At 45.5% G+C, this 23429-nt stretch carries 15 protein-coding genes, 1 tRNA gene and 4 pseudogenes; 13 read left to right on the top strand and 7 right to left on the bottom strand.

What is annotated here, in order from left to right:
* The first annotated feature begins 229 nt into the window (after window positions 1–229).
* The 3 genes from CS022_RS08895 to CS022_RS08885 all read left to right on the top strand — a co-directional run bounded on the left by CS022_RS08895 (window position 230) and on the right by CS022_RS08885 (window position 5500).
* Complete coding sequence (locus CS022_RS08895) at window positions 230–1471, top strand: OmpP1/FadL family transporter (RefSeq protein WP_129121987.1); 1242 nt, start codon at window positions 230–232, stop codon at window positions 1469–1471.
* A 27-nt stretch (window positions 1472–1498) separates the two neighbouring features.
* Window positions 1499–4021, top strand: a complete 2523-nt coding sequence (locus CS022_RS08890) for a VolA/Pla-1 family phospholipase (protein ID WP_129121986.1) — start codon at window positions 1499–1501, stop codon at window positions 4019–4021.
* Between the two features lie 183 nt (window positions 4022–4204).
* Window positions 4205–5500 carry a Na+/H+ antiporter family protein gene (locus tag CS022_RS08885; RefSeq protein ID WP_129121985.1) on the top strand — a complete coding sequence of 432 codons (1296 nt, stop codon included), beginning with the start codon at window positions 4205–4207 and terminating at the stop codon, window positions 5498–5500.
* Between the two features lie 62 nt (window positions 5501–5562).
* On the opposite strand, the gene CS022_RS08880 is transcribed toward CS022_RS08885, so the two are convergent.
* Entirely contained in the window at window positions 5563–5904 is a 342-nt protein-coding gene (locus tag CS022_RS08880; protein WP_129121984.1) for a Grx4 family monothiol glutaredoxin, read from the bottom strand.
* 252 nt (window positions 5905–6156) lie between these two features.
* Between CS022_RS08880 and sodB the strand changes: the two genes are divergently transcribed.
* On the top strand, window positions 6157–6741 hold the full coding sequence (gene sodB, locus CS022_RS08875) for a superoxide dismutase [Fe] (protein ID WP_129121983.1): 585 nt from the start codon (window positions 6157–6159) through the stop codon (window positions 6739–6741).
* A 104-nt stretch (window positions 6742–6845) separates the two neighbouring features.
* Here sodB and asd read toward each other — a convergent pair.
* Window positions 6846–7963 (bottom strand): annotated as a pseudogene (asd, locus tag CS022_RS08870) (aspartate-semialdehyde dehydrogenase).
* A 504-nt stretch (window positions 7964–8467) separates the two neighbouring features.
* On the opposite strand from asd, the pseudogene CS022_RS08865 reads away from it, so the two are divergent.
* Together CS022_RS08865 and CS022_RS27665 are read left to right on the top strand one after the other, a co-directional pair.
* Window positions 8468–8857: pseudogene (locus CS022_RS08865) on the top strand (Na+/H+ antiporter NhaC); the annotation flags it as partial.
* Between the two features lie 26 nt (window positions 8858–8883).
* Entirely contained in the window at window positions 8884–9051 is a 168-nt protein-coding gene (locus CS022_RS27665; RefSeq protein WP_328590337.1) for a hypothetical protein, read from the top strand.
* A 39-nt stretch (window positions 9052–9090) separates the two neighbouring features.
* Here CS022_RS27665 and yejK read toward each other — a convergent pair whose 3' ends face one another.
* Window positions 9091–10104, bottom strand: a complete 1014-nt coding sequence (yejK, locus tag CS022_RS08860) for a nucleoid-associated protein YejK (RefSeq protein ID WP_129121982.1) — start codon at window positions 10102–10104, stop codon at window positions 9091–9093.
* A gap of 81 nt (window positions 10105–10185) precedes the next feature.
* Between yejK and CS022_RS08855 the strand changes: the two genes are divergently transcribed.
* The 5 genes and pseudogenes from CS022_RS08855 to CS022_RS08835 all read left to right on the top strand — a co-directional run bounded on the left by CS022_RS08855 (window position 10186) and on the right by CS022_RS08835 (window position 15228).
* Entirely contained in the window at window positions 10186–10401 is a 216-nt protein-coding gene (locus CS022_RS08855) for a YejL family protein (protein ID WP_129121981.1), read from the top strand.
* Window positions 10402–10460: 59 nt separating this feature from the next.
* Complete coding sequence (locus CS022_RS08850; RefSeq protein ID WP_129121980.1) at window positions 10461–12347, top strand: DUF3413 domain-containing protein; 1887 nt, start codon at window positions 10461–10463, stop codon at window positions 12345–12347.
* A 152-nt stretch (window positions 12348–12499) separates the two neighbouring features.
* Window positions 12500–12576, top strand: a tRNA-Pro gene (locus CS022_RS08845).
* 108 nt (window positions 12577–12684) lie between these two features.
* Window positions 12685–13449 carry a sulfite exporter TauE/SafE family protein gene (locus tag CS022_RS08840; protein WP_129121979.1) on the top strand — a complete coding sequence of 255 codons (765 nt, stop codon included), beginning with the start codon at window positions 12685–12687 and terminating at the stop codon, window positions 13447–13449.
* 175 nt (window positions 13450–13624) lie between these two features.
* Window positions 13625–15228 (top strand): annotated as a pseudogene (locus CS022_RS08835) (GGDEF domain-containing protein).
* On the opposite strand, the pseudogene CS022_RS08830 reads toward CS022_RS08835, so the two are convergent.
* From CS022_RS08830 to CS022_RS08820, 3 genes and pseudogenes are all read right to left on the bottom strand, one after another.
* Window positions 15210–17140, bottom strand: a pseudogene (locus CS022_RS08830) (DNA topoisomerase III). The pseudogenes CS022_RS08835 and CS022_RS08830 sit on opposite strands and share 19 nt — an antisense overlap.
* A gap of 100 nt (window positions 17141–17240) precedes the next feature.
* Window positions 17241–17789 (bottom strand): NAD(P)H nitroreductase, encoded by a 549-nt coding sequence (locus tag CS022_RS08825; protein WP_129121978.1) that lies wholly within the window; start codon window positions 17787–17789, stop codon window positions 17241–17243.
* Between the two features lie 90 nt (window positions 17790–17879).
* Entirely contained in the window at window positions 17880–19892 is a 2013-nt protein-coding gene (locus CS022_RS08820; protein ID WP_129121977.1) for an NADPH-dependent 2,4-dienoyl-CoA reductase, read from the bottom strand.
* Between the two features lie 189 nt (window positions 19893–20081).
* Here CS022_RS08820 and sppA point away from each other — a divergent pair, with 189 nt between their 5' ends.
* Window positions 20082–21920: a signal peptide peptidase SppA gene (gene sppA / locus CS022_RS08815; RefSeq protein ID WP_328590336.1), complete on the top strand. Its 1839-nt coding sequence runs from the start codon at window positions 20082–20084 to the stop codon at window positions 21918–21920.
* Between the two features lie 86 nt (window positions 21921–22006).
* On the top strand, window positions 22007–23017 hold the full coding sequence (gene ansA, locus CS022_RS08810; RefSeq protein WP_129121976.1) for an asparaginase: 1011 nt from the start codon (window positions 22007–22009) through the stop codon (window positions 23015–23017).
* A gap of 61 nt (window positions 23018–23078) precedes the next feature.
* On the opposite strand, the gene CS022_RS08805 is transcribed toward ansA, so the two are convergent.
* Window positions 23079–23363, bottom strand: a complete 285-nt coding sequence (locus tag CS022_RS08805; RefSeq protein ID WP_129121975.1) for a YeaC family protein — start codon at window positions 23361–23363, stop codon at window positions 23079–23081.
* Window positions 23364–23429: the final 66 nt, after the last annotated feature.

Below are 23429 nucleotides of genomic sequence, written 5' to 3'. Positions count from 1 at the left end.
AGAGGGTCACTCTCGTGACCCTCTTCAAATGCCATTGATAATCTAAATGAGCATTTTCCTGCCTTCAGCCTGTCAATTTGATTAATTCCCCCCGCTGACAATGAATCACTTATGATCCGACCAGTTCAATGATGAGAATAGTGGTAAGCTACGCGCCGTTTTACAGAACAAAATCACATAAAAATAAATCTCGTTTCATAAAACGACATAATTAACGCAGTGAGGATTCATGTCTCGCATCATGAAAAGAAGTCTTTTAGCAACAACCATCGCTCTCATTTCCACCCAAGCACACAGTGCTGGTTTTCAGGTCTCAGAACATTCTGCATCCGGCCTCGGTCGCGCATTCGCAGGCGAAGCCGCTATGACGGATAATGCCTCAGTAATGGCACGTAACCCGGCATCAATGACTAAGTTCGATCAGATACAATTTTCAGGTGCCATTCACGGTGTACTCACCGATATCAATGTCACCGACAATACAAACCAGCAAACCGCCAACAATGTTGCTCCCTCTCCTGTTGTGCCAGCCAGCTATTTGGTCGCCCCTGTTGATGATAAGTTTTCTGCCGGAGTTGGCTTATATACCGTATATGGTGTGGGTACCGATTACTCCGATACTTTCCTGACAGGCTATATGGCAGGTGACACTAACCTGACCAGCGTGAACCTCAACCCAGCCATCGCTTACAAGGTGAACAGCAACCTTAGCCTTGGTGCCGGCCTCGACATTGTCTATGCCATGGCAACACTGAACCGCCATTTTGGTGAATTAAACCCAGCAAACCCCGCTGCAAAAATGATTACCATGGAAGGCAGCACATTGGGCCTTGGTTACAACATCGGTGCTCTCTACGAAGTCGATAAAGATATTCGCTTTGGCCTGTCTTACCGCTCTCCTGTTCACCTCAAATTCAAAGATGGTGATTTTACAGACCATGCAGGAAAGTCAGTAACCAGGGGCGGTAAGGTCAATGCTGATCTGAATATCGAGCTGCCAGCCGTGATTGAGTTTTCAGGCTTCCAACAACTCGATCCAGCATGGGCAGTTCACTACAGCGTGATGTGGACTGACTGGAGCGCCTTCAAAGAGCTTAAAGCCACCAGCAGCCAGTGTGATAAAGGCAATGGCGTATGTTTCGAAAAATCAGAAAAATACGATGACGCTATTCGTTGGTCATTCGGCTCAACCTATACGTTAAATAATGACTGGACATTACGTGCTGGACTCGCCTTCGACGAACAGGCTGGTAGGTCCACACTGAGCATCCCAGATACCGACCGCTTTTGGTACTCCGCCGGAGCAACCTATCAATACACACCAAAGCTTTCTGTCGATGCCGGTATCGCATACATCGCCAGTAAAGAAAGTGAGTTCAAAGAGCGTGGCAGCGCACAGCTTGCGGAACGCAACTTCACGGCTTCTGGCTCAGCCACTGTGATTGGCTTACAGGCCAACTACACCTTCTAACCATCAGACGCTTTGGAAAAACACACCATGAAACAACGTAATATGAACAAAAAACTTATCGCTCTGATGGTTGCAGCTTCTATTGGTCTTGCTGCCTGCGGTACAGAATCGACAGTAACCGGTAAACAAACCGAAACGTACATCACCGAGAGTCTGAAAGCAGAAACTAAAGTCGCCTTTGATTTGTTGAGCGACAAAAAAGCCGTGCCAGTTCCGTCATTTTTGTTGATGGACAAAACCGACGGTACATTGAGTCTCCCTGTTGCTGACGGCGCCTCTCACGAAATTGATAACCCAGTAGTCGCAATGAACAGTACCGATGGCTGGGGGGTAACAACGCCAATCGCGATTGAATTTGCGGGTAAAAAGCTTAATCAAGCCTCACTGAGTACGCGAGCTTTCCGGCTAATTGAAGTCAACGTTTCTGATTCCATCAAAAACGCCACATTTGGAAAGGAACTCGAACAAGGCGTGGACTATATCCTCACCTTGGTTAGCGAAGATACACTTGTTGCGCAACCGCTCAAACCGCTCGACCCGAGCAGCAACTATATGTTTGCAGTGACCAATGAATTAAAAGACGAGAATGGCAAGCCTGTTGGTATGTCACAGTCTTACGCGACATTGAAATCGTCACTGCCGACGCCCATTGCTCAGCTAAAAGACGCACAACCGATTGTTCACATCAGCGAACAACTGCTGGCTTCAAATAGTGCGGAATTCCGAGCACAAGATATTATTTATTCGAGTTGGTTTGCGACTGAGTCTGTTGGGTCAGTTATCGAGGCGACTAAAGCCGCGATCGCTAAAACCATAGGCAAAAACGGAGACTTGGGAGCCGGATGGGGCGATGGGGTTCAAGATGCACTGGCCTCAGAGAAAGCCTTTAATATAACCGTAGATAAAACAGAGGGTATCCTCACTGCGTTTTCAGAGGATAGTGATAAATTTAAAAAGTTCGTAGTCGCTGGAAGTGAGGATTCGGTTCTGATTGTGAATTCTCTTCTCAACAGCATCGTTAATGGTGAAGGCGGCAGCGCTAAACTACCGATTAATATTACGAAAGGTACAGTTTCACTCCCCTACTTTTTGAGCAAAGATACCGATAAGTTCAAAAGCTCTGTCTTCAAGTCGGCAAGCCCAAGCCTCGCTAAACTCGGCAATGTTTTGAAAAATGGTTCATTGCTGGACAAACAACTCATCATCGCTGCAATCATGAAAGCAGACGAAACAATAACGTTAGATGATATTAACCAACTACAAGAAAATAAAGGTGTTCAACAGAAGTTAATCACAGCGTTGGTTGGAAAAAGTATTACTCTTTCTAACGGTAAGCAGTTAGATTCAGAAAGGGAGATTTCTCGATATAGTCCGCTGCCAAAAGTAAGATCTTTGGAAAAAGTTCCATTTTTATTGTTCACTCCAGAGAATGCCTCTTTAGATAGTCTTCCATTGGTGGTTTATCAACACGGAATAACTTCATCGAAAGAGAATGCATACACAATAGCGACATTCTTGCTTAAACACGCCCAGAATATGGGTAAGCAAATGGCCTTGATCGTCATTGATCAGCCACTCCATGGTGAGCGAAGTCTTGCAAACGGGGAGATCTCCGCAAACATCGATCCGACCGTTTTCCTTAACCTCAAGCACTTGCCAGTCGCACGCGATAATCTGCGTCAAAGTGTTATTGATAATATTGGCCTGAGAGCTTCTCTTTCAGCATCAATCAACGACTTATCAAATACTGAATTTAATAAGATTGATACGTCGACAGATCCAGTCTTTTTTGGTCACTCGATGGGTGGCATTACTGGCGTTTCGTCTGTCGCAATCGCGAATAAAACATTGGGCAACGAGCAAGCTGACAAAATATTCAGTTTCTCGAAAATGGCTATCGCTAACTCAGGCGGTGCAATTACTGAGCTTCTGTTTGGTTCAAATAGCTTTGGCCCAATGATTAAACACATGCTTGCTAGTGAAAAAAGTGAGATATATCGAGATTTTACAATCAATAACTGTGGTAGTTTTGATCCCAAAACAAGAGCAACTCAATGCTATTTAGAGTTGCAAAAACAGGCGCAGAATAATCAAGAGCTCGCTGGTTTAGTAAGAGCATTGGAGTCCAAGATCTTCCAGCCATTTAAATTCGCTAGTCAAACGGTTATCGATTCAGTTGACCCTATTAACTTTGCAGGCCTTGAGCAGCATGCTCCGCTAAGCACAGAGAAAGAAGGTGTTTTCGACAATTTGCCCACACTAATGATGCTTTCTGAAGGCGACAACACTGTCCCCAATGAAGTATGGCCGATTGCAGGAACGAAACCCCTTGCGAAACAACTTGGCATTGATAATTTTGTTTCCAAGGCAAACCCACATACAGATCAGACGAAAAACTTGTTCAACTTTGCGGGTGACGCGCCAGACTCTGCTCACTCCGCAATAATATCTGGCCTCGGTGTGACATCGGCTGCAAGCCAGAAAACGTTGGCTGCGTTTATCACCGATGAGCCGCTTCCGGTTGAAACAAGTATTTTAGCTGAAAACTAAATTGTAGTTGTCTCAAAGGCCAGCATCCGCTGGCCTTTTACCTTCTGCACAAAAACTAAAATCCCACTCGACAAATACGATAATTCCATCAAAATGTGATGCTCGCCGAATAAATATGACTAATCAGCGCGAGATTTCAGAGAAGGAAAAGTTGATGAACCTGTTGTCATTTCTGTATGTGTGATGCTGGCGTTAGCCCTAATGCGGGTAAATGTCGTTGTCGCACTGACATTCAGTGCCGTGCTGGGCGGCTTACTTGGTGGTCTGAGTATCACAGAGACCATTTCAGCCTTTGAAGGTGGGCTAGGTGGCGGCGCAACCATTGCGCTCAGTTATGCCATGCTGGGCACATTTGCAGTGGCGATCAGCCGCTCTGGCATTACAGATCAACTGGCGAATGTTGTTGTTCGCAAGCTTAAAGGTGAAGACAGCCAAAGCGCATCCATGGCAGTGAAATACTCGGTTCTTGTATTGCTTGGCCTGCTAGCAATCTCGTCACAAAATCTCATTCCAATACATATTGCATTCATCCCTATTGTTATTCCGCCTTTGCTTGATGTATTCAATCGTTTGAACCTTGACAGACGATTGGTGGCTTGCGTGCTGACATTCGGTCTTATCACGCCTTATATGGTGTTACCTGTCGGTTTTGGCGGCATTTTTCTCAACAATATTCTGCTTAAAAACCTCCATGACAATGGGCTGGATGTTGTTGGTAGCGATGTGCTTACTGCAATGCTTCTACCTGCTCTGGGGATGGTTGTCGGTCTGTTGATTGCTGTCTTTTTGACGTACAAACAACCAAGGCAATATGTCGAAAAGAATCAGTCGAATAGCGCACAAGAACAATACGAGCAGCAAAACCCAAAACACCTCCGTGTTGCTATTTTAGCGATTTGCGCAGCCCTCGGCGTACAACTCTACACGGGCTCCATGATTGTTGGCGCCCTCGTCGGGTTTATGGTGTTCACCTTTGGCGGTGTGATCAAGTGGTCTGAAACGCAGGATGTGTTCACAAAAGGTGTTCATATGATGGCGATGATTGGTTTTATCATGATTTCCGCCGCAGGTTTTGCCGCTGTAATGAAAGCAACAGGCGGTGTGGAAACATTGGTCGGTTCTCTGGCCGATATTATTGGCGACAACAAACCCTTGGCGGCATTATTGATGCTAGTTGTGGGCCTTTTGGTCACTATGGGTATTGGCTCTTCTTTTTCAACCATCCCGATCATTGCAACCATCTACGTCCCGCTTGCAATCGCGTTTGGCTTTTCTCCTCTGGCAACCGTAGCCTTGGTTGGCACCGCTGCGGCGTTGGGTGATGCTGGCTCTCCGGCGTCTGATTCAACACTCGGCCCAACATCTGGCTTGAACGCTGATGGTGAGCACGACCACATCTGGGATACTGTTGTGCCGACCTTTATCCACTACAACATGCCACTCATCGTCTTTGGTTGGATTGCTGCAATGGTGCTATAGCTTTATCTGCATACAAAAAAGCCGCACCTTATGGTGCGGCTTTCACTTATTTAAAAAGAAAATTAATCTTCTTGCGCGTCTCGGTCGCGTCGCTCTGCCGATTCTTTAATCAATGGTTGCAGCTCGCCCTTTTGAAACATTTCAAGGATGATGTCACAACCACCAACCAGCTCACCATCAACCCAAAGCTGCGGGAATGTTGGCCACTGCGCATAAATCGGCAGTTCCGCGCGGATATCCGGATTTTGCAGGATATCGACATAAGCAAATTTTTCACCACATGCCATCAGTGCCTGACTCGCCTGAGACGAGAAACCACAACTTGGCAGTTTCGGGGAACCCTTCATGTAAAGAAGAATTGCGTTTTCCGAAATTTGCTGTTTGATTTTATCAATTGTTTCCATTACTTCCTCGAACATCAACTTTGATGATTTATTATGATTCTAACTGGGTTATGCGCGGAAAAAAACGCATAAAATCTGTAGGGCCATTTTAGTCGCCTTTTTTGGATTTTCCGCTTTTAATAAAGTAAAAACTTGCTAAAATATCGAACAGTTATCAAATAAGTAGATATTCAGCACATTTTTTATGCTGGCAAATCTACAGGAAGCAACAATGTCAGAGGCGTAGCCTCATCTATCATGGAGAACTGAGCAATGGCATTTCAACTACCTGCTCTGCCTTACGAAAAAAATGCACTTGAGCCACACATCTCTGCAGAGACTTTGGATTACCACCACGGTAAACACCACAACACTTATGTTGTTAAGCTAAATGGCCTGGTTGAAGGTACTGAGCTTGAGAGCAAATCTCTTGAAGAGCTTATCAAAACCTCTACAGGTGGCGTATTCAACAACGCAGCACAGATCTGGAACCACACTTTCTACTGGCACTGCTTGAGCCCGAATGGCGGCGGTGAGCCAACAGGTGATGTGGCTGACGCTATTGCTAAATCTTTCGGTTCTTTCGACGATTTCAAAGCGAAATTCACTGATTCTGCAATCAACAACTTTGGTTCTTCATGGACTTGGTTGGTGAAAAAAGCAGACGGCACGCTGGACATTGTTAACACTTCTAACGCAGCGACGCCTCTGACAGAAGAAGGCGTAACACCACTGCTGACTGTTGACCTGTGGGAACACGCGTACTACATCGATTTCCGTAACGTTCGCCCTGACTACATGGCTGCCTTCTGGGCGCTGGTAAACTGGGAATTCGTTGCGAAGAACCTGTCTGCATAACTGCATACTCAATGCTTCAAAGCCCCGCTTTATGCGGGGCTTTTTTATTATGCATACAAAAAAGCCGCTTAAAAAGCGGCTTTTCTTTCCAAGATAATTAACGACTAGTCAGTTTCTGACAGGATAATTCTCAAAGTGCGACGCAATGGTTCTGCGGCACCCCAAAGTAATTGGTCGCCCACAGTGAATGCATTAAGGAAGTCATCACCCATCGCCATTTTACGCAGACGGCCGACCGGGATTGAAAGTGTGCCTGTCACTTTTGCAGGGCTAAGTTCCTGAACGGTAATATCACGCTCGTTTGGAATCACTTTCACCCAATCGTTGTGCGAAGCAGGATTCCCTCGATTTCGTCCATAGGTACGTTTTTCTTCAGCTTCAACGTCAGTGCTTGACTATGGCAACGCATCGCGCCGATACGAACACAGGTACCGTCGATTGGGACTGGGGTGTCCTGAATGCCAAGAATCTTGTTAGTCTCAACAGTGCCTTTCCATTCCTCTTTGCTTTGACCGTTTTCACGTTTCACATCAATCCAAGGGATTAATGAGCCCGCGAGCGGTGCGCCGAATTCAGACGTTGGGAAGTCAGAGGAGCGAATGGTATCAGCAACCTTACGGTCAATATCGAGGATCGAAGTAGCAGGATTCGCAAGCTCAGAGGTAACTGCATCATTGATCACGCCCATCTGGCTGATCAGTTCACGCATATTCTTAGCACCCGCGCCCGATGCTGCCTGATAGGTCTGCGCCGTCATCCACTCAACCAGCCCCGCTTCATAGAGACCACCAACGGCCATTAGCATAAGGCTCACGGTGCAGTTACCGCCAACATAGGTTTTCAGTCCGCTATGGATGCCTTGCTGAATCTGCTTAAAGTTGACGGGATCAAGTGTAATGATGCTGTCTTCTTTCATGCGCAGCGTAGACGCCGCGTCAATCCAGTAGCCTTTCCAGCCAGCAGCAAGTAGTTTTGGATATACCGCTTCGGTATAACTGCCACCCTGGCAGGTGATAATAATATCGAGGGTTTTCAAACTGTCTATGTCGTAAGCATCTTCAAGGTTGCCAGCATCTTTACCAAAATTCGGCGCTGGAATACCTACTTGCGAAGTACTGTAAAAAACTGGCTCAATCACGTCAAAGTCATTTTCTTCGACCATACGCTGCATGAGTACCGAGCCAACCATGCCACGCCATCCTACAAGACCTACTCTTTTCATTCTCAACTACACTCCATGTTCTTATTCGGTCATCTCTCTTATGAAATTTAACGTATCAGATAACAGCAAGAATGTGGAGTATTTCACCAATTGAATTGAAAAAAAGCCGTTTTATTCTATCTGGTGGTGCAAATAATCACTCTAAAAGGCACCAAGTTTAACAATGCGGGAGCACTCATCACCGCACAGTATAAAGCCGTAAGCACATTTCTAATTGGATGTTGAAAAGAAAGTGTTCACCGCCGAAAAACATTTTTGCATCATGAAAATCAACAAAAATAACACCCAAAAACCATCATAAAACCAACACTTCACATACATTTATCCGTAAATTGAAACCACTTTTCTCTCAACTGACGATAATTTTAATTTGTAGTTCACTCTTCAGGGTGGGTTTAGATAAAGTATGCCTGTCGCCAGGACGGCAATGATAAATCCTCCCACTTTTTAACTGAAACGATTTCAGAGAATGGACTCGACACGGGTAAAAAGAAGGTTTGAACTATGAATCAACACGGCGTGCGGTTACCTTCATTGCCGCAAGTATTTCTGGCCCTCGGTGTATTTTTAGCGTTGGCATTTTCCTTCACTGCGCAACTCAATCTTCCGATACAACTTGCGCTTTATACTGGCTGGTTCATTGTTATCGCGCTCGGTTTAACGTTAGGCCATCGATACAAAGACCTCGAGAACTCGGCAACATCAGGAATTTCAAACGGCCTCGGTGCAGTATTAATTTTATTGGCTGTGGGTGCACTGGTCGGAACTTGGATTGCTGGAGGCATTGTACCCACCATCATCTATTACGGCCTGAAAGTTATTCACCCATCAATGTACCAGAGAAAGAGCTTGTCTCGAAATACCGAATTCGGTGGAACGCTGACATCAGGCATTGTGCCTGAAGCGACAACGGCATATATATGGCGAGTATTTTGGGTGTTTCCACGCTTGCCTACGCTCCCTATATGTTGCTCAGTTTCGTCTGTATTGCGATTACTATTATCAGCAGCTACATGGGATGGTTCACTGATAAAACCGAACCATTAGCAAGTAAAGAAGCAGTTATATCTCAATCTATAAACGTGTAATTAAAAAAGTCGCCAGCAGGCGACTTTTTCTTTTCACTTCTACTCTTCAACGTTTAGCCTTCGTGCCAACTGATCGCGAAGGTTTGGCGGTGTACCTTTAATCGTTAAGGTGTCGGTGTCTTGGTCGTAAAAAACACGCTCACCGAGAAGCATACTGTCAAAGTTAATTGAGAGACCACCGCCTGCACCGACAAACTTGGTCAGTTTACGCATTGATGTTCTGTCTGCAGGAAAGCTCTCTTCAAGTTCATAACCTTGTTCGGATGCATACTGGTAAAAGTCGACTCCCTGCTCGTTGCTCGGCAGTTCCCCAGCAAGTTCTTTGACAATCACTTCATCGCCAGATTGCAGCTGACCATTGCAATAGTCATATACTTGTTTGCGGTACTCCTGCTTTTCCTCTTTATCCAGTCGAGAATCCGCACAATAATCTTCAACAGCTTGCATCAACACAAGGTTCTGTTGCTTGGTGTCCATTCCCACTTCAGCTTGCATAAAGTCAAGAAAGAAATCGGAGACCTTGCGGCCAACTCTGCCCTTAATATATGTCAGATAACGGTTCGAATCGCTATCGGTCTCCCAAGTAGAGAGATCGATACGCGCAGCAATATCCATTTTTGCCACATCAAGGTAATCAGTGGTGCTGAGATCAAGTTCATCGGTCACTTTCATACTGGCTTTTGATTCCAGCAGTCCTATAAACAAGTATTCTGTGGCCAGTGAGCGGTATTCTGCCATCACTAGAACACCTGATTCAGCGAACGGATACTTCGCGAGCTCGGTTTTTAAACGCTCGGCGGCTTTGGAAGACAAACTGAGAAAATCCATTTCATTATTTCGGCTTGCCTTTAGCCATGTCGACAACTCACTCTCTTCTGAGAAGTGACCAAAACCTTTGCCTGCCTTGGCATTATAAACCCGATGAATTTCAGCAATCAGGTTTTCTGTCGACGGTGAATGGGAGAGTAGCTCATTTCTGAGTTGAACTTGTAAAGTCTCGTCGTCTTGCTTATTCAGTTGGTGCAGAATGACATTGGAAAGAGTAAGGCTCATAATTGAAAAAATTTTTCGTCTGACTAGAGTGTGCGGTATTATACGCCGCTTATATTAACTCTCGACAGTAAAGATGTTCCTATGCCTGTAACTTCAAAATATCAAGACAAAAACGTTGAACAGATTCTCACCGATGTTGTCAATGTACTTGAGTCGCATAAAACCTCAACCGATCTTTCTCTGATGGTAGTGGGTAACATTGCAACCAATCTGATCAACAACATCCCTGCTCCACAACGGAAAGTGATCGCAGAGAAGTTCGCTCAGGCGCTACTAGCGTCTATTGATAACGACTAAATACACAGTCATCGTGTCTAGCAGCAAATAAAAAATATAACAGCAGAAGTATCCAATATATGGTCGATAGCGGTAATTCATACAGGGACAAGGTGTCACGGCTAGTTAGCTGGGGGCACTGGTTTACGTTCTTCAACATCATCGTTGTGATGCTCATCGGCATACGGTATGTGTACAGCTCAGGGTGGCCCGAAACTACCTTGGCACAAGCATATCAACTGCTGACGTGGATCGGCCATTTTGGGTTTCTTGTCTTTGCCCTGTATATTCTTATTGTTTTCCCTGCCAGCTTCGTTCTCGTCTCGCAGCGATTGATGAGGCTTTTCGCTATTGTCGTCTCAACCCTCGGCATTACCATGCTGTTGGTCGACATTTATGCTTATGAAAACCTTCACCTCCACTTTAATCTGCTGGTGTGGGAATTACTTATAAGTGGTGAAAACACAACGATTAATACTCACTGGCAAACACTGTTTATTGTCGTGCCGGTCATTTTCCTGTTTGAAGTCGGTATATCTGAATGGATTTGGCGAAACCTTCGTAAACTATCAAGAAAGAAGGTAGGTTTCCCGATTGCGATGGTGTTCGCGCTATGTTTTGCGGGCAGTCACCTCATTCACATTTGGGCTGATGCTTTTTTATACTCGCCAGTCACATCTCAGCGTTCTAATTTCCCATTGTCATACCCAATGACAGCCAAAACATTCATGGAAAAACATGGCTTCCTTAACAGGCAGGAATACCAGAAACGCCGCGAAGAACAAATTAAAAAGCAAGGTAATCAGGAAGTTCTATACCCATTAGAGCCGTTAACATACTCAGAAGATCGTTCGCTGAGTAAAAATAATTTATTAATTATACTGGTCGACGACCTACGTGCAGACATGCTGAATCCGATTGTCATGCCGGGTATGGATAATTTTGCGGATAATAACCTGCGCTTTAAAAAGCATTACAGCAGCTCCAACGACTCGATGGCAGGTATCTTTGGTCTGTTCTATGGTTTACCTGGAAACTATGCAAGGAGCATAAGGAACGAAGGCTTGGAGCCTGAGCTGCTCAAAACATTGAAAAATCAGGGCTATGACTTCGGTATATTCAGCAGCAATAACCTTGAAGACCCTATTTATTATCAAAGTGTCTTTTCAGACTCTCTGAAAACCATGCCTACAATCAATCAGCCTGACGCGTCCTTAGCAGACAAGAAAGCCGTTGAATTACTGCAAAATTGGGTTGGTGAAAAAGATGCGAAGAAGCCATGGTTCGGTTTTCTCCAATTAAGTTCTGTCAGCCAATATGAACAAGGTGGTGAATACAAGAAGCCATTTAGTCCATCGCTGGAACATAGCGAAGGGAGTGTCACCAAATATTCGCCTATCTTATTGAAAAACAGTTATAACAACGCAGCACATTACACAGATAGTCTGGTTACAGGCTTACTCGACAACCTGAAACAATCTGGTGTACTAGATAATACTATCGTGGTGTTTACCTCAGACCATGGGATTGAATTTAACGAGACTGGATCAAACAGTTGGGGCTCAAACAGTAATTACAGCCAATACCAGTTACGCGTTCCCATGGTGATCCATTGGCCCAAACAAGATTCACTGGCAATGAAGGACTACAGCAGCCACTTGGACCTTGTGCCAACGTTGATGGAATCGATGCTGGATGTTTCGAGCCCTGCATACCTTTATACCAGTGGTAAAAATATGTTCGAATTATCACAGACACCACGAAAATGGGTTATTGCAGGTGACAGCCGGGATATTGCTGTTATTCAAAAAGATAACGTGACAATTGTTGATAAATTTGGCAATTATCACGTCTACGATAACAATTATAAGTTACAACCACAGGGTAAACCGCAGGTTTCAGTGCTCATTCAAGTCATGCACGAGTTGAAACGCTTTTACTCTCAACATCAGCAAAACAGCGGCTAATACCAGATTAACACGACATATTCAGTTTGATTAAAACGTCGCTGACCTACCAATTTGACGCATATTTGCTCAAATGACTTGAAAGTGCTGAAAAATGATAATGATGTCATTGACATGCAACCACCCAGTTCGTAACATGCTGGGCGTAGAGTCGGTCTGTAGCGCAGCCTGGTAGCGCACTGTCATGGGGTGTCAGGGGTCGCTGGTTCAAATCCAGTCAGACCGACCATTTTTTTGAGAGCCCGCAGCATGCTGCGGGCTCTCTCGTATCCAGAGGCAGTATACTTTCCTACTGCTTACACTCAATCTAGGAAACGCCCACTATCAAGGATGATATATGGTTGTTGAAGTCTCCTTTGCTTTTTCTATCTTGCTCCTTTTTCTTGGTTTCATCGCGGGCATTATCAATACTCTCGCAGGCGGCGGCTCTAACTTGACCATCCCAGCCTTGATCGTGCTTGGGTTACCTGCCGACGTAGCCAACGCCACTAACCGTGTGGGCGTGCTGATGCAAAGCGTATCGGGAGTAGCTGGCTTCCGTCACCACAATAAGCTGGATACCAGTCAACTCATCCCCATACTTATCCCTACAATCATTGGCGGCCTGCTGGGAGCAACAGCAGTAACTTGGCTCCCCGAAGCATGGATAAAACCCGCACTTCTCGGCACCATGTTATTGATGGCAACAATTATTTTGCTGAAGCCACAGACCGTTATGCCAGATGCAGGCACTGAGGTGAAAAAAGTTACCGAAACCCCAATGTCATGGCTCGGTTTGGGTATTGCAGGTTTTTATGGTGGTTTTGTTCAAGCCGGTGTCGGTTTCGTGTTGCTTGCAGCACTTTGTGGAACACTCAGGTACGATTTAGTCAGAGGCAACGCCTTGAAAGTGGTTTGTGCATTGGCGTTCACCGCAGTTTCAATGGTTGTGTTCATTGCTGATGATCTGATTTTATGGCTTCCAGGGATCTTGCTAGCAATAGGCTCAATGTTTGGCGCTTGGATAGCCGTTAAGATGGCAATAAAGGCTAACCCAAACACCTTGAGATGGTTCTTATTTGTTATGACCTTAATTGGCTGTATTTCGGCATATTTCAGCTAAATGCAAGTATCTGAGAACTGATAATTCACTCCATATCAAACGTTATCAAACACTTACGTGAAGTGGCTCGATAAACTACAAACGACACCCGTCTCCATTTTCAGAGTGGTGACATACTGATTGCATGTCAGAAACGCATGCTCGCTAGCCTTCCTCTCCAAGGAATTGATCAGTTATGCCACCATTCAGCCATTCACAGTGTTTGAGCATCTGCAATGCCCTGCAAAACGAGCCAGACTTTGCATCATTGTGTATGGCTTTCGATCAACATCTGAAGCAATTATTTTCCACAGATCAGTGGGCTATATTCGGTCTCGATAGTTCTAAAAATACCTGGTCAAACTTTACAGATTGCCACACGAGTCTCGTCAGCGGTCAATCACGTCGCGCTATCGTATTGACCTTAGAGCTAAAAAACGCATTAGTCTCAACCATACGTGATCCTCAAACATGTAGTGGTTACTTTCCTAAAAGTGGTGAGTGGCTATTACCGTTTAGTTTGAGTAACAACAAGCACTTTGTTGTCTATCTGAAACTGCCGTTACAATTACATATCGATGAAGAGCTTCAAACACACTTCAGCCAAGTCGTTACATCTTCATTCAAAAACGCGTTTCTCCAAAAACTCTTACGCGAAGAAAAGGCCGACCATTCAGGGGTTCGTCATTCGTTAGACAAAACACTGAATGACAAAAATCGACTGCTGGAACAATTTCATACGCTGCACAAAATATCCCAACGATTATGGAATACACAGTCAATGGACAACATGCTGCACACAGCTGTGTATGAATGTGTAAAAGCGCTGGATTTCGATCGTATGGCTATTTTCCTTCTGCACAGCCACAGCGGATTAGTGAAGGGAACCTATGGTACAGATACAAAAGGTAAAGTCGTCAGTGAACATCACTATGTTACCTCCATCCACGAACACCCTATCGCGCAAAGCACATTAGATCGTAAGCAATTAATAGCAATATCGGAAGACACCATTCTTACACATGGAAAAGACAATGTAGGGTACGGGTGGAATGGCTTTATCTCATTGTGGGATGGGCGCGAGCCACTAGGCTGGATAGCATGTGACAACTTATTGAGTGGAACACCGTTGAAGGACTACCACCACCAATTATTGAAATTTTTAGGTATCACTCTATCTCAACACCTCATCCATCAACGTTCACAAGGTGAGCTTAAAACTCTCAATCAGTCACTCGAGATGAGGGTCGCCCAGAGAACGACTCAACTTGAATCTGCAAATAAAATGCTGGAAAAGCTCTCACGTGAAGACAGCTTAACCGGGTTATTAAATCGACGGGCACTCGACGAGATAATCGATATCGAGTGGCGCCGAGCACAGAGACATCAGACACCGATATCGATGTTGATTATTGATATTGATTTTTTAAACAATTCAATGATTTATATGGCCATGCCGCAGGTGATGACTGCCTTGTAAAAGTGGGCGAAGCACTCTCCACAGTCGAGAGAAGAGCTGGAGCAAACATTGGACGCTTTGGTGGTGAAGAGTTCGTCCTTCTTCTCCCTGGCTGCGATATAAGAAGCGCCAAAATCATTGCAGATGTGGCCTGCGAAAAAATCAGAGCACTTGAAATCCCCCATCGAGATTCAAAAGCCAATCAATTCGTAACAGTAAGTATTGGTGGTAAAACGTTGGTACCAGACAGATCGAAGTCGTCGCATTCACTTTTCCTTGATGCTGACAGAGCACTTTATGAAGCAAAAGGAATGGGAAAAAATCAAGCCTTTGTCGTATGACGCTTCGACTTTCCTTTGGTACTCCGGCGACGCTTTGGCTTAGGTTGATCTTGTGGCAAGTTTTTTAGGGCTTGAGGTACTGGCTCAGCACGAACCTTAATCACGATATCTTCGATTTGTTTCTCAAGTGCCTGCATGAATGCTTGATAAGAAAATTTCTTATCTGCATATCATGCAACTGCCTTTCCCAGTTTGCCGTCATATCCGGATACGTCGATGCTTGTGGTAATGCATCTACCAGCCCTTGACCCGATTGCGTTGAACGTATCTGCTTGCCCTCACGCTTCAAGAGTCGTCGCTTGAACAATAAATCCATAATGCCAGCGCGAGTTGCTTCTGTTCCTAGGCCGTCAGTTTCTCGAAGAATTTTTTTGAATTCAGGGTCAAGCACAAACCTTGCTATACCCGTCATCGCCTGCAACAAGGTCGCTTCGGTAAAGAATTTTGGCGGTTCAGTCACGCAGTCTTTGATCTCTCCCTTTTCGCAAACAAGCATAGTTCCTTTCTTCAAAGGAGGAACAGCTGTATCCAATTCTTCTTTATTTTGCTGCTTAGGTGCGGGTAGAAGAGCTCTCCATCCTTGTTCAGTGAGCTTTTTTCCTTTTGCTATAAAATGGCCGCCCGAAATGGTAAACACAAGTTTGGCTTCTGCGTACTCTGCTGATGGATAAAACTGCATTAAATACTGACGTGCAATTAGCTCATATACCTTCGCTTCACCGGGGGATAAAGCCTTAACACTGCGGCTTGTCGGAATGATGGCATGGTGTGCTTCAACCTTAGAGTCATTCCATGCTTTAGAGCGTAAAGAAAAATCAGCACCTTCAGTCGCGCTGCTTAAATTCCCCGAAATATTTGAAATTGCTTTTGCTACATCCGGCGCTTCTTTGTGATGGCCCTTTGGAAGGTATCGGCAGTCGGAGCGTGGATACGTAATCACTTTGTGTTTTTCGTACAGTGACTGACAGCATGACAAAACATCCGCTGCACTCATGGTAAATCGTTTAGCTGCATCAATCTGAAGAGCAGATAAACTGTAAGGTAATGGAGCAGACTGTTTGCTGTTTTTTCTTTCTGACTCTGTCACTTCAGCAGGCTGACCAGCAATACGTTGTGCGACATTTTCAACCAGCTTTCTATGTATGACCCTTCCCTCTTCATCCTGCCATGGCTTACAAGTATCACTAGGCTGCCATCTGGCGCGGATGTTAGTTCCATCGTGGGGAATAATCGCATCGAGCTGATAAAATGGCTTAGCGACAAAATTCTCTATTTCCCGATCTCTTCTGACGACTAAGCCCAGTACTGGCGTTTGTACCCGACCGACTGACAATACGCCTTGGTAGCCAGCCTGTTTACCCAACAAAGTGTACGCTCGGGTCATGTTCATTCCATAAAGCCAGTCAGCACGGGATCTGGCTAAAGCAGACACGGACAAGGGAACAAAAAGTTGATTGCTTTTCAGGTTATTGAGCGCTTTTTTAACCGCAGAAACATTGAGGTCACTGATCAGAAGGCGTTGAATAGACTGTTTCTTTGTTTTCGGGAGGCGTATGTAATCGAAAACTTCATCGACTAACAACTGCCCTTCTCGGTCGGGATCACCCGCGTGAATAATTTGATCAAATTGTTTTGCCAGCTTTTTGACCACAGCCAGTTGCTTAGCTGCTGATTTTCTGGGTTTTAACTGCCACTTCTCAGGCAGAATCGGTAAATCATCTAGATTCCACGCCTTATATTTTTCATCGTAGGCGTCTGGCTCTGCCTGCTCCAATAAGTGACCAATACACCAAGTGACAGTATCACCGCTGGCGGTCTCGATATAGCCTTGCTGATTTTTGTGTGGTCTAGGTAACGCTGCTGCAATTGCACGTCCGAGGCTGGGCTTTTCCGCAATAAATAGTCGAGCCATAGAGGAAAGATGTTTGGAGGAAATATTGTAACAATGTAGCGAAACTTCGTGATATAGACAAGAAATAACTGGATATTTATCCAGTTATTTCTATCCAACGTCAAAGGTAGGTGACAAACTTATCTCGGCTTCGCTTCGGAATAGATGACTGTGTATTTTCAGCACTTCCCAGATATAGAAAACCAACGATCGCATCATCACCTTCAACATTTAAGGCGGCTCTCACCTCAGTATGATACGCCCAGTTACCCGTTCGCCAAAATCCTTGAAAGCCCTGAGCAACAGCTGCCATTTGCATTGCTTGTGCCGCACACCCTGCAGAAATGTACTGCTCAACCAAAGGGACCTTGTCATGCTGTTTAGTCCGCGCGATTACGGTGATCACCATAGGTGCTCGAAAGGGTCCATTCGTCGCTTTTTCGATGATGCCATCAGATGCACCGTCTGATTCAGCTGCGCGCTTTAAAATGGCAGAGAGCTTGTCTAGGCCATCACCCTCGGCAACAATAAATTCCCAAGGAGTAAGCGCACCATGATCGGGCGCACGTAATCCAGCATCCAAAATAACGTTAAGGGCATCACCAGAAGGCGCTGGTGACGAAAGGCGAGGTACTGACCGCCGTTGGGTCAACAGGGTAATTGCATCCATTATTATCCATCTTCAATCGATACAGAATACAATCACCCTAACACAAAGAATCACTGTTAACCCCTGACAAACTCAGGGGTTAACAAATTATCAGAGACTGATCGCTAGTTCGATACCCTGGCGAATCGCTCGCTTGGCATCAAGTTCACCCGCTTTATCTGCACCACCGATGATGTGGAATGATTTACCCGCATCTTCTAATTGTTGAGCAAGACCACGCACTGACTCTTGGCCAGCACAGATAATCACGTGGTCAGCAGGCAAAATATGGTATTGACCTTCAAGCGAGATATGAAGGCCCTGATCGTCGATTTTCTCGTAGCTGACGCCACCCAAAAGCTCGACACCACGCTTTTGCAATGTCTTACGGTGGATCCACCCAGTTGTCTTACCTGGCCCTTTACCAACCTGACCTTCACGACGCTGAAGCAACCAAACTTGACGCTGCGAGCTATGGGTTTCGGCAGGTTGCAAACCACCGGCTTGTCCAATTGATTTGTCTACCCCCCACTCTTTAAGCCAATTATCAAGTGAAGTATCTTCAGGCTCAGTGATCATACTTGCAATATCAACACCGATACCACCAGCACCAACAACAGCAACACGTGACCCAACTTCAGGCTGATCACGAATGAATGTTTGGTAATCAATCACTTTTTCATGATCGATACCTTCAATAGCAGGTACTCTTGGTTTAACACCTGTTGCGAGAATCACTTCATCAAAGCCTTTGAGCTCATCCAAAGAAACATTGGTGTTGAGTTTCACAGTAACGCCTGTTTGATCCACACGGCGTTTGAAATAACGAATGGTTTCCTTAAACTCTTCTTTGCCAGGGATTTGCATCGCCAAATTGAACTGGCCGCCAAGCGTGTCGCTTTTCTCAAACAGTACAACGTCAAAGCCACGTTCGGCCGCTGTTGTCGCAGCTGACATGCCTGCCATACCACCGCCGATAACAGCCACTTTCTTTTTGTAAGCGGACGGTGTTACCACAAGCTCAGTTTCATAACATGCCTGAGGGTTAACCAAGCAGCTAGCGCGCTTACCTTGGAACACATGGTCAAGACAAGCCTGATTACATGCAATACAGGTATTGATATCTTCTGAACGGCCTTCTGCTGCTTTTGCAACGAAATGAGCATCGGCAAGGAATGGACGAGCCATTGAAACCATATCAGCATGACCCGACGCAAGCACATCCTCAGCCACTTCTGGCGTGTTAATGCGGTTAGTCGTGACCAATGGAATGTTGACCTGACCTCGCAGCTTCTCAGTCACCCACGTAAAGGCTGCACGCGGAACCTGAGTCGCTATTGTTGGAACTCTTGCTTCATGCCAACCGATACCAGTGTTAATTATCGTCACGCCTGCTTTCTCAAGCTCTTTCGCGAGCATGATGACTTCTTCATGGGTACTGCCCTGCTCAACAAGATCGAGCATCGACAAACGGAAGATAATAATAAAGTCACGACCTACACGCTGACGCACAGCACGAACAACTTCGAGCGGGAAGCGGATACGGTTTTCATAACTGCCACCCCAGTCGTCATAACGGGTATTGGAGCGCGCACAAATAAATTGGTTGATTAAGTAACCTTCAGAGCCCATCAATTCGATGCCATCATAGCCAGCTTCACGGGCAAGCTCAGCGCTCTTGGCAAAGTCCTTGATGGTGCTGCGGATTTGACGGTCACTCATCTGGAAAGGGGTGAATTTAGAAATCGGAGCGCGAATAGAGGAGGCACTCTGAGCAAGTGGATGATAGGAATATCGGCCTGCATGAAGGAGCTGTAGGGCAATCTTTCCGTCGTGTTCATGAACAGCATCTGTAACAACTCGATGAGAACGAGCATGACGACCTGAAGTCATCGACGCTGCAAATGGATACAGGCTACCACGCATGTTCGGGGAGAACCCACCGGTTACTATAATGCCGACGCCGCCTTTGGCTCTTTCTCCATAAAAGGCACCCAGCTTTTTGAGGCCCCCTTTCTTTTCTTCCAGACCTGTGTGCATGGATCCCATAAGCACGCGGTTTTTTAATTGAGTGAACCCGAGGTCTAACGGTGCAAGCAGATGAGGGTATGACTTTTGTTCCATTTGGCTTCCATCCAATCATGTTATTATACTATCTGGTCTGACCAGAATAGCCTCCTCAAACGTTCATTTCAAACTATCGTTTACATTTTTCTCACAAAAAAAACTTTACTAGGTAAAAAAGTGACTCTTCGATAGGATATATAAACAGACTTAAGCCGGACCCTGACATGAAGAAACTCTTTAAATTTATTGCCAATATTTTTCGTTGGATTGGAAAAGCACTTAACTTTTTTTCGTTTGTTAATTACCAATATTTTGTTCTTGGCATTGATTGCAATTATTTACATTGCAGCAACGAACGATATGCATTTGGAGACTGAAGCGCCGATATTTGCAGGCAATCGCGCTTTGTTAGTCGATATTAACGGACCGTTGGTTGAGCAGAAGAGTCAGTTCGACCCCTACGACATTGCAAAGCTGGATCTGCTTGGCCAGTCAATACCTCAGGAAACGGTGCTATTTGACATAGTTGATAAAATTCGTGCAGCAAAAGACGATGAGAACATCAATGGCATTGTGTTGAAACTATCTAACATGCCAAACACCAGCTTGACGAAACTGCGGTATGTCGCAAAAGCCATCAAAGAATTTAAACAAAGTGGCAAAAAAGTGGTGGCTATTGGCGGTCACTACAGCCAGAGCCAATACTACCTAGCCAGCACTGCTGACGAGATAATGATGTCTCGTGACGGCACGGTGCTACTGCAAGGATATGGATCTTACACGCTTTACTGGAAAGAGCTGATTGAGAAGCTAAACATTTCTACGCATGTTTTCAGAGTCGGTACTTACAAATCATTTGTTGAACCCTACACGCGTTCATCAATGTCACCGGAAGCACGACAAAACAGTGAAAACTGGCTAGGACAACTTTGGAGCGCTTATGTGTCTGACGTTGCTCAAAACCGCAATGTTAACCAATCTGTGCTTTCACCATCCGTAAAAGACCTTCAGGCTGCACTCGAAGAAGTAAAAGGTGATTTCGCCGTATTGAGTAAACGCCTGGGGCTCGTTGATAAACTTGCCACACGCCAAGAGATGGGAACGACATTGGCGGAAGATTTTGGTAGTGATGGTAAAGACAGCTTCAACTACGTCAGTATTTACGATTACAACCCGATATCAACTCAGTTGAACTTCTCATCAAATGAGATTGCTGTAGTGGTCGCCAGTGGTTCTATCGTTGACGGCTATGCGCAAAATGGTGCAGTCGGTGGCGATTCGACTGCTGCTCAACTTCACAATGCGCGCCTTAACAAATCAGTAAAAGCAGTTATTTTACGGGTTAACAGTCCGGGCGGTAGCGCGTTTGCGTCAGAAGTTATCCGGGATGAAGTCGATGCACTGCGTGCTGCAGGCAAACCTGTCGTCGTTTCAATGTCGAGTGTTGCGGCTTCAGGCGGCTACTGGATTTCCGTCAGCGCAGACAAAATCATCGCCCAGCCAACTACGATCACCGGTTCAATCGGCATCTTTGCTTTGTTAACGACCTTTGAGAAAGTGTTGGATGAATATGGCGTCAAAAGCGATGGTGTAGGCACAACACCATTTGCAGGTATAGGCGTTACCCGAGCACTGCCTGAAGATGTTGCTAACATCATGCAGCTTGGCATTGAACATGGTTATCAACGCTTTATTGGCCTGGTATCGAACTACAGAAAGCTTCCATTGGCTGAGGTAGACACTGTTGCGCAAGGCCGAATCTGGACGGGTGCAGACGCAATGAACATTGGCTTAGTTGATCAGCTTGGTGACTTTGACGATGCCATTACTGCAGCTGCAGAGCTCGCGGGTATCGATAACTACTCGCTGAACTGGATGCGCGAAGAGTTAACGCCTGCTGAGCAATTCTTCTACGACATGCTTAATCAGGCTTCTGTCATGATCGGCGCACAGGTTAAAGCGCAGTTACCGTCAGTCGCGCAAGAGTTTTCAGGTAAAGTGCTGGCTGAACTGAAAACGTTAGATCAGTTTAACGACCCTACCGGGCGTTATGCATTCTGCTTGAACTGCAACTATTACCAATAATGACGAAACCCCGGCCATGGTCGGGGTTTTTTTCGCCTCGCTCGTGCGTATAATGCCGCATCAAAACGGCAACCTATACTCTGAAGATGGCTAGAAAACACATATACATTGCGTACACTGGCGGTACGATTGGGATGCAAAAGTCCGAGCAGGGGTACATCCCAGTTTCCGGTTTCATGCAACAACAACTTGAAAACATGCCGGAATTCCATCGACCGGAAATGCCCGAGTTTACCATTCACGAATACCATCCATTGATTGACTCTTCTGATATGACGCCAGCAGATTGGCAGCGCATCGCCGATGATATTGGTGAAAATTATGACGACTATGACGGCTTTGTGATACTCCATGGCACTGACACCATGGCATATACCGCCTCAGCGCTCTCCTTCATGCTGGAAAACCTCAGTAAGCCAGTCATTGTCACTGGTTCACAAATCCCGCTTGCTCAACTGCGTTCAGACGGACAAGCAAACCTTCTGAATGCGCTTCATATTGCAGCCAATTATCCGATAAATGAAGTTTCGCTGTTTTTCAATAATCAGCTTTTACGAGGTAACCGCAGTACAAAATCGCATGCCGATGGCTTTAACGCATTTACATCACCAAACTTTGCCCCTTTGCTCGAAGCAGGGATCAATATCCAAGTCAAAAGCGGCGAAATCGACAAAAAGGCAGAGGGTGATTTCAAAGTTCATACAATCACAGAACAGCCTGTGGCCGTCATTATGATGTATCCCGGCATATCGCCTGACGTCGTCAGAAACGCACTGAAACAGCCCGTCAATGCAATGATATTATTGACATTTGGTGTTGGGAACGCCCCACAAAATCCAGAGCTTCATGCTTTGTTGAAAGAAGCCGCAGAGAGAGGTGTAATTGTTCTCAATCTTACGCAGTGTCTTGCAGGCCGAGTTAATATGGATGGTTATGCGACAGGGTGTGCGCTGGCAGGAGCGAGTGTATTAAGCGGATTCGATATGACACCTGAAGCGGCGCTAGCCAAGCTTCATTACTTATTAAGTAAAGGTGAGTCCATTGAAAAAGTCCGAAGTCTTTTGCAAGCAGACCTTCGAGGTGAACTGAGTTTGTAAGGTCAGCCTAGATACAAAAAAAACCAGCTGATGCTGGTTTTTTTGTATCTAGTGGTCGGTGCTACTTGTCAGAAAGCTTCACTTTAGCGATCGTCTCGCCCTCCCCCGAAAAGTCTCGCTTCAGTTCTTGCTTTGACTTGAAGGTGATATCGCCACCTGCTCCAACAGTCATGTGCTGAGGCGAGGTATTGTGCCGAGATTGATAAAGCATAATCGCCTGCATTGCGTTGTCGCGTTGCTCAGGTGAAGCCACTGAGCCATCAGGCCACTTCCCCGTTTCAACAACGTAATTGAGCCTCTCGAGAACTTCTGGCGTCATAGAGGAAAGAAGTTGTTCTGTATCCATGTAAAATAATCCAACATTTTATGCCTGACACAACAGTAATCACTTTATATTACCTGTCAAGTCTGG

This window comes from Veronia nyctiphanis (assembly GCF_004116385.1).
Classification (GTDB): Bacteria; Pseudomonadota; Gammaproteobacteria; order Enterobacterales; family Vibrionaceae; genus Veronia; species Veronia nyctiphanis.
The sequence above is the reverse complement of the archived record's forward strand: the minus strand, read 5'-3'. Positions and strand labels throughout refer to the sequence as shown.

Coding starts and splice junctions, on each gene's coding strand:
- CS022_RS08880 (WP_129121984.1), bottom strand. CDS start 5,904: ATGGAAACAATTGATAAAATCAAACAGCAAATTTCGGAAAACGCAATT.
- CS022_RS08890 (WP_129121986.1), top strand. CDS start 1,499: ATGAAACAACGTAATATGAACAAAAAACTTATCGCTCTGATGGTTGCA.
- CS022_RS08855 (WP_129121981.1), top strand. CDS start 10,186: ATGCCTGTAACTTCAAAATATCAAGACAAAAACGTTGAACAGATTCTC.
- sodB (WP_129121983.1), top strand. CDS start 6,157: ATGGCATTTCAACTACCTGCTCTGCCTTACGAAAAAAATGCACTTGAG.
- CS022_RS08885 (WP_129121985.1), top strand. CDS start 4,205: ATGCTGGCGTTAGCCCTAATGCGGGTAAATGTCGTTGTCGCACTGACA.
- CS022_RS08850 (WP_129121980.1), top strand. CDS start 10,461: ATGGTCGATAGCGGTAATTCATACAGGGACAAGGTGTCACGGCTAGTT.
- CS022_RS08805 (WP_129121975.1), bottom strand. CDS start 23,363: ATGGATACAGAACAACTTCTTTCCTCTATGACGCCAGAAGTTCTCGAG.
- yejK (WP_129121982.1), bottom strand. CDS start 10,104: ATGAGCCTTACTCTTTCCAATGTCATTCTGCACCAACTGAATAAGCAA.
- CS022_RS27665 (WP_328590337.1), top strand. CDS start 8,884: ATGGCGAGTATTTTGGGTGTTTCCACGCTTGCCTACGCTCCCTATATG.
- CS022_RS08820 (WP_129121977.1), bottom strand. CDS start 19,892: ATGGAACAAAAGTCATACCCTCATCTGCTTGCACCGTTAGACCTCGGG.
- ansA (WP_129121976.1), top strand. CDS start 22,007: ATGGCTAGAAAACACATATACATTGCGTACACTGGCGGTACGATTGGG.
- CS022_RS08895 (WP_129121987.1), top strand. CDS start 230: ATGTCTCGCATCATGAAAAGAAGTCTTTTAGCAACAACCATCGCTCTC.
- CS022_RS08825 (WP_129121978.1), bottom strand. CDS start 17,789: ATGGATGCAATTACCCTGTTGACCCAACGGCGGTCAGTACCTCGCCTT.
- CS022_RS08840 (WP_129121979.1), top strand. CDS start 12,685: ATGGTTGTTGAAGTCTCCTTTGCTTTTTCTATCTTGCTCCTTTTTCTT.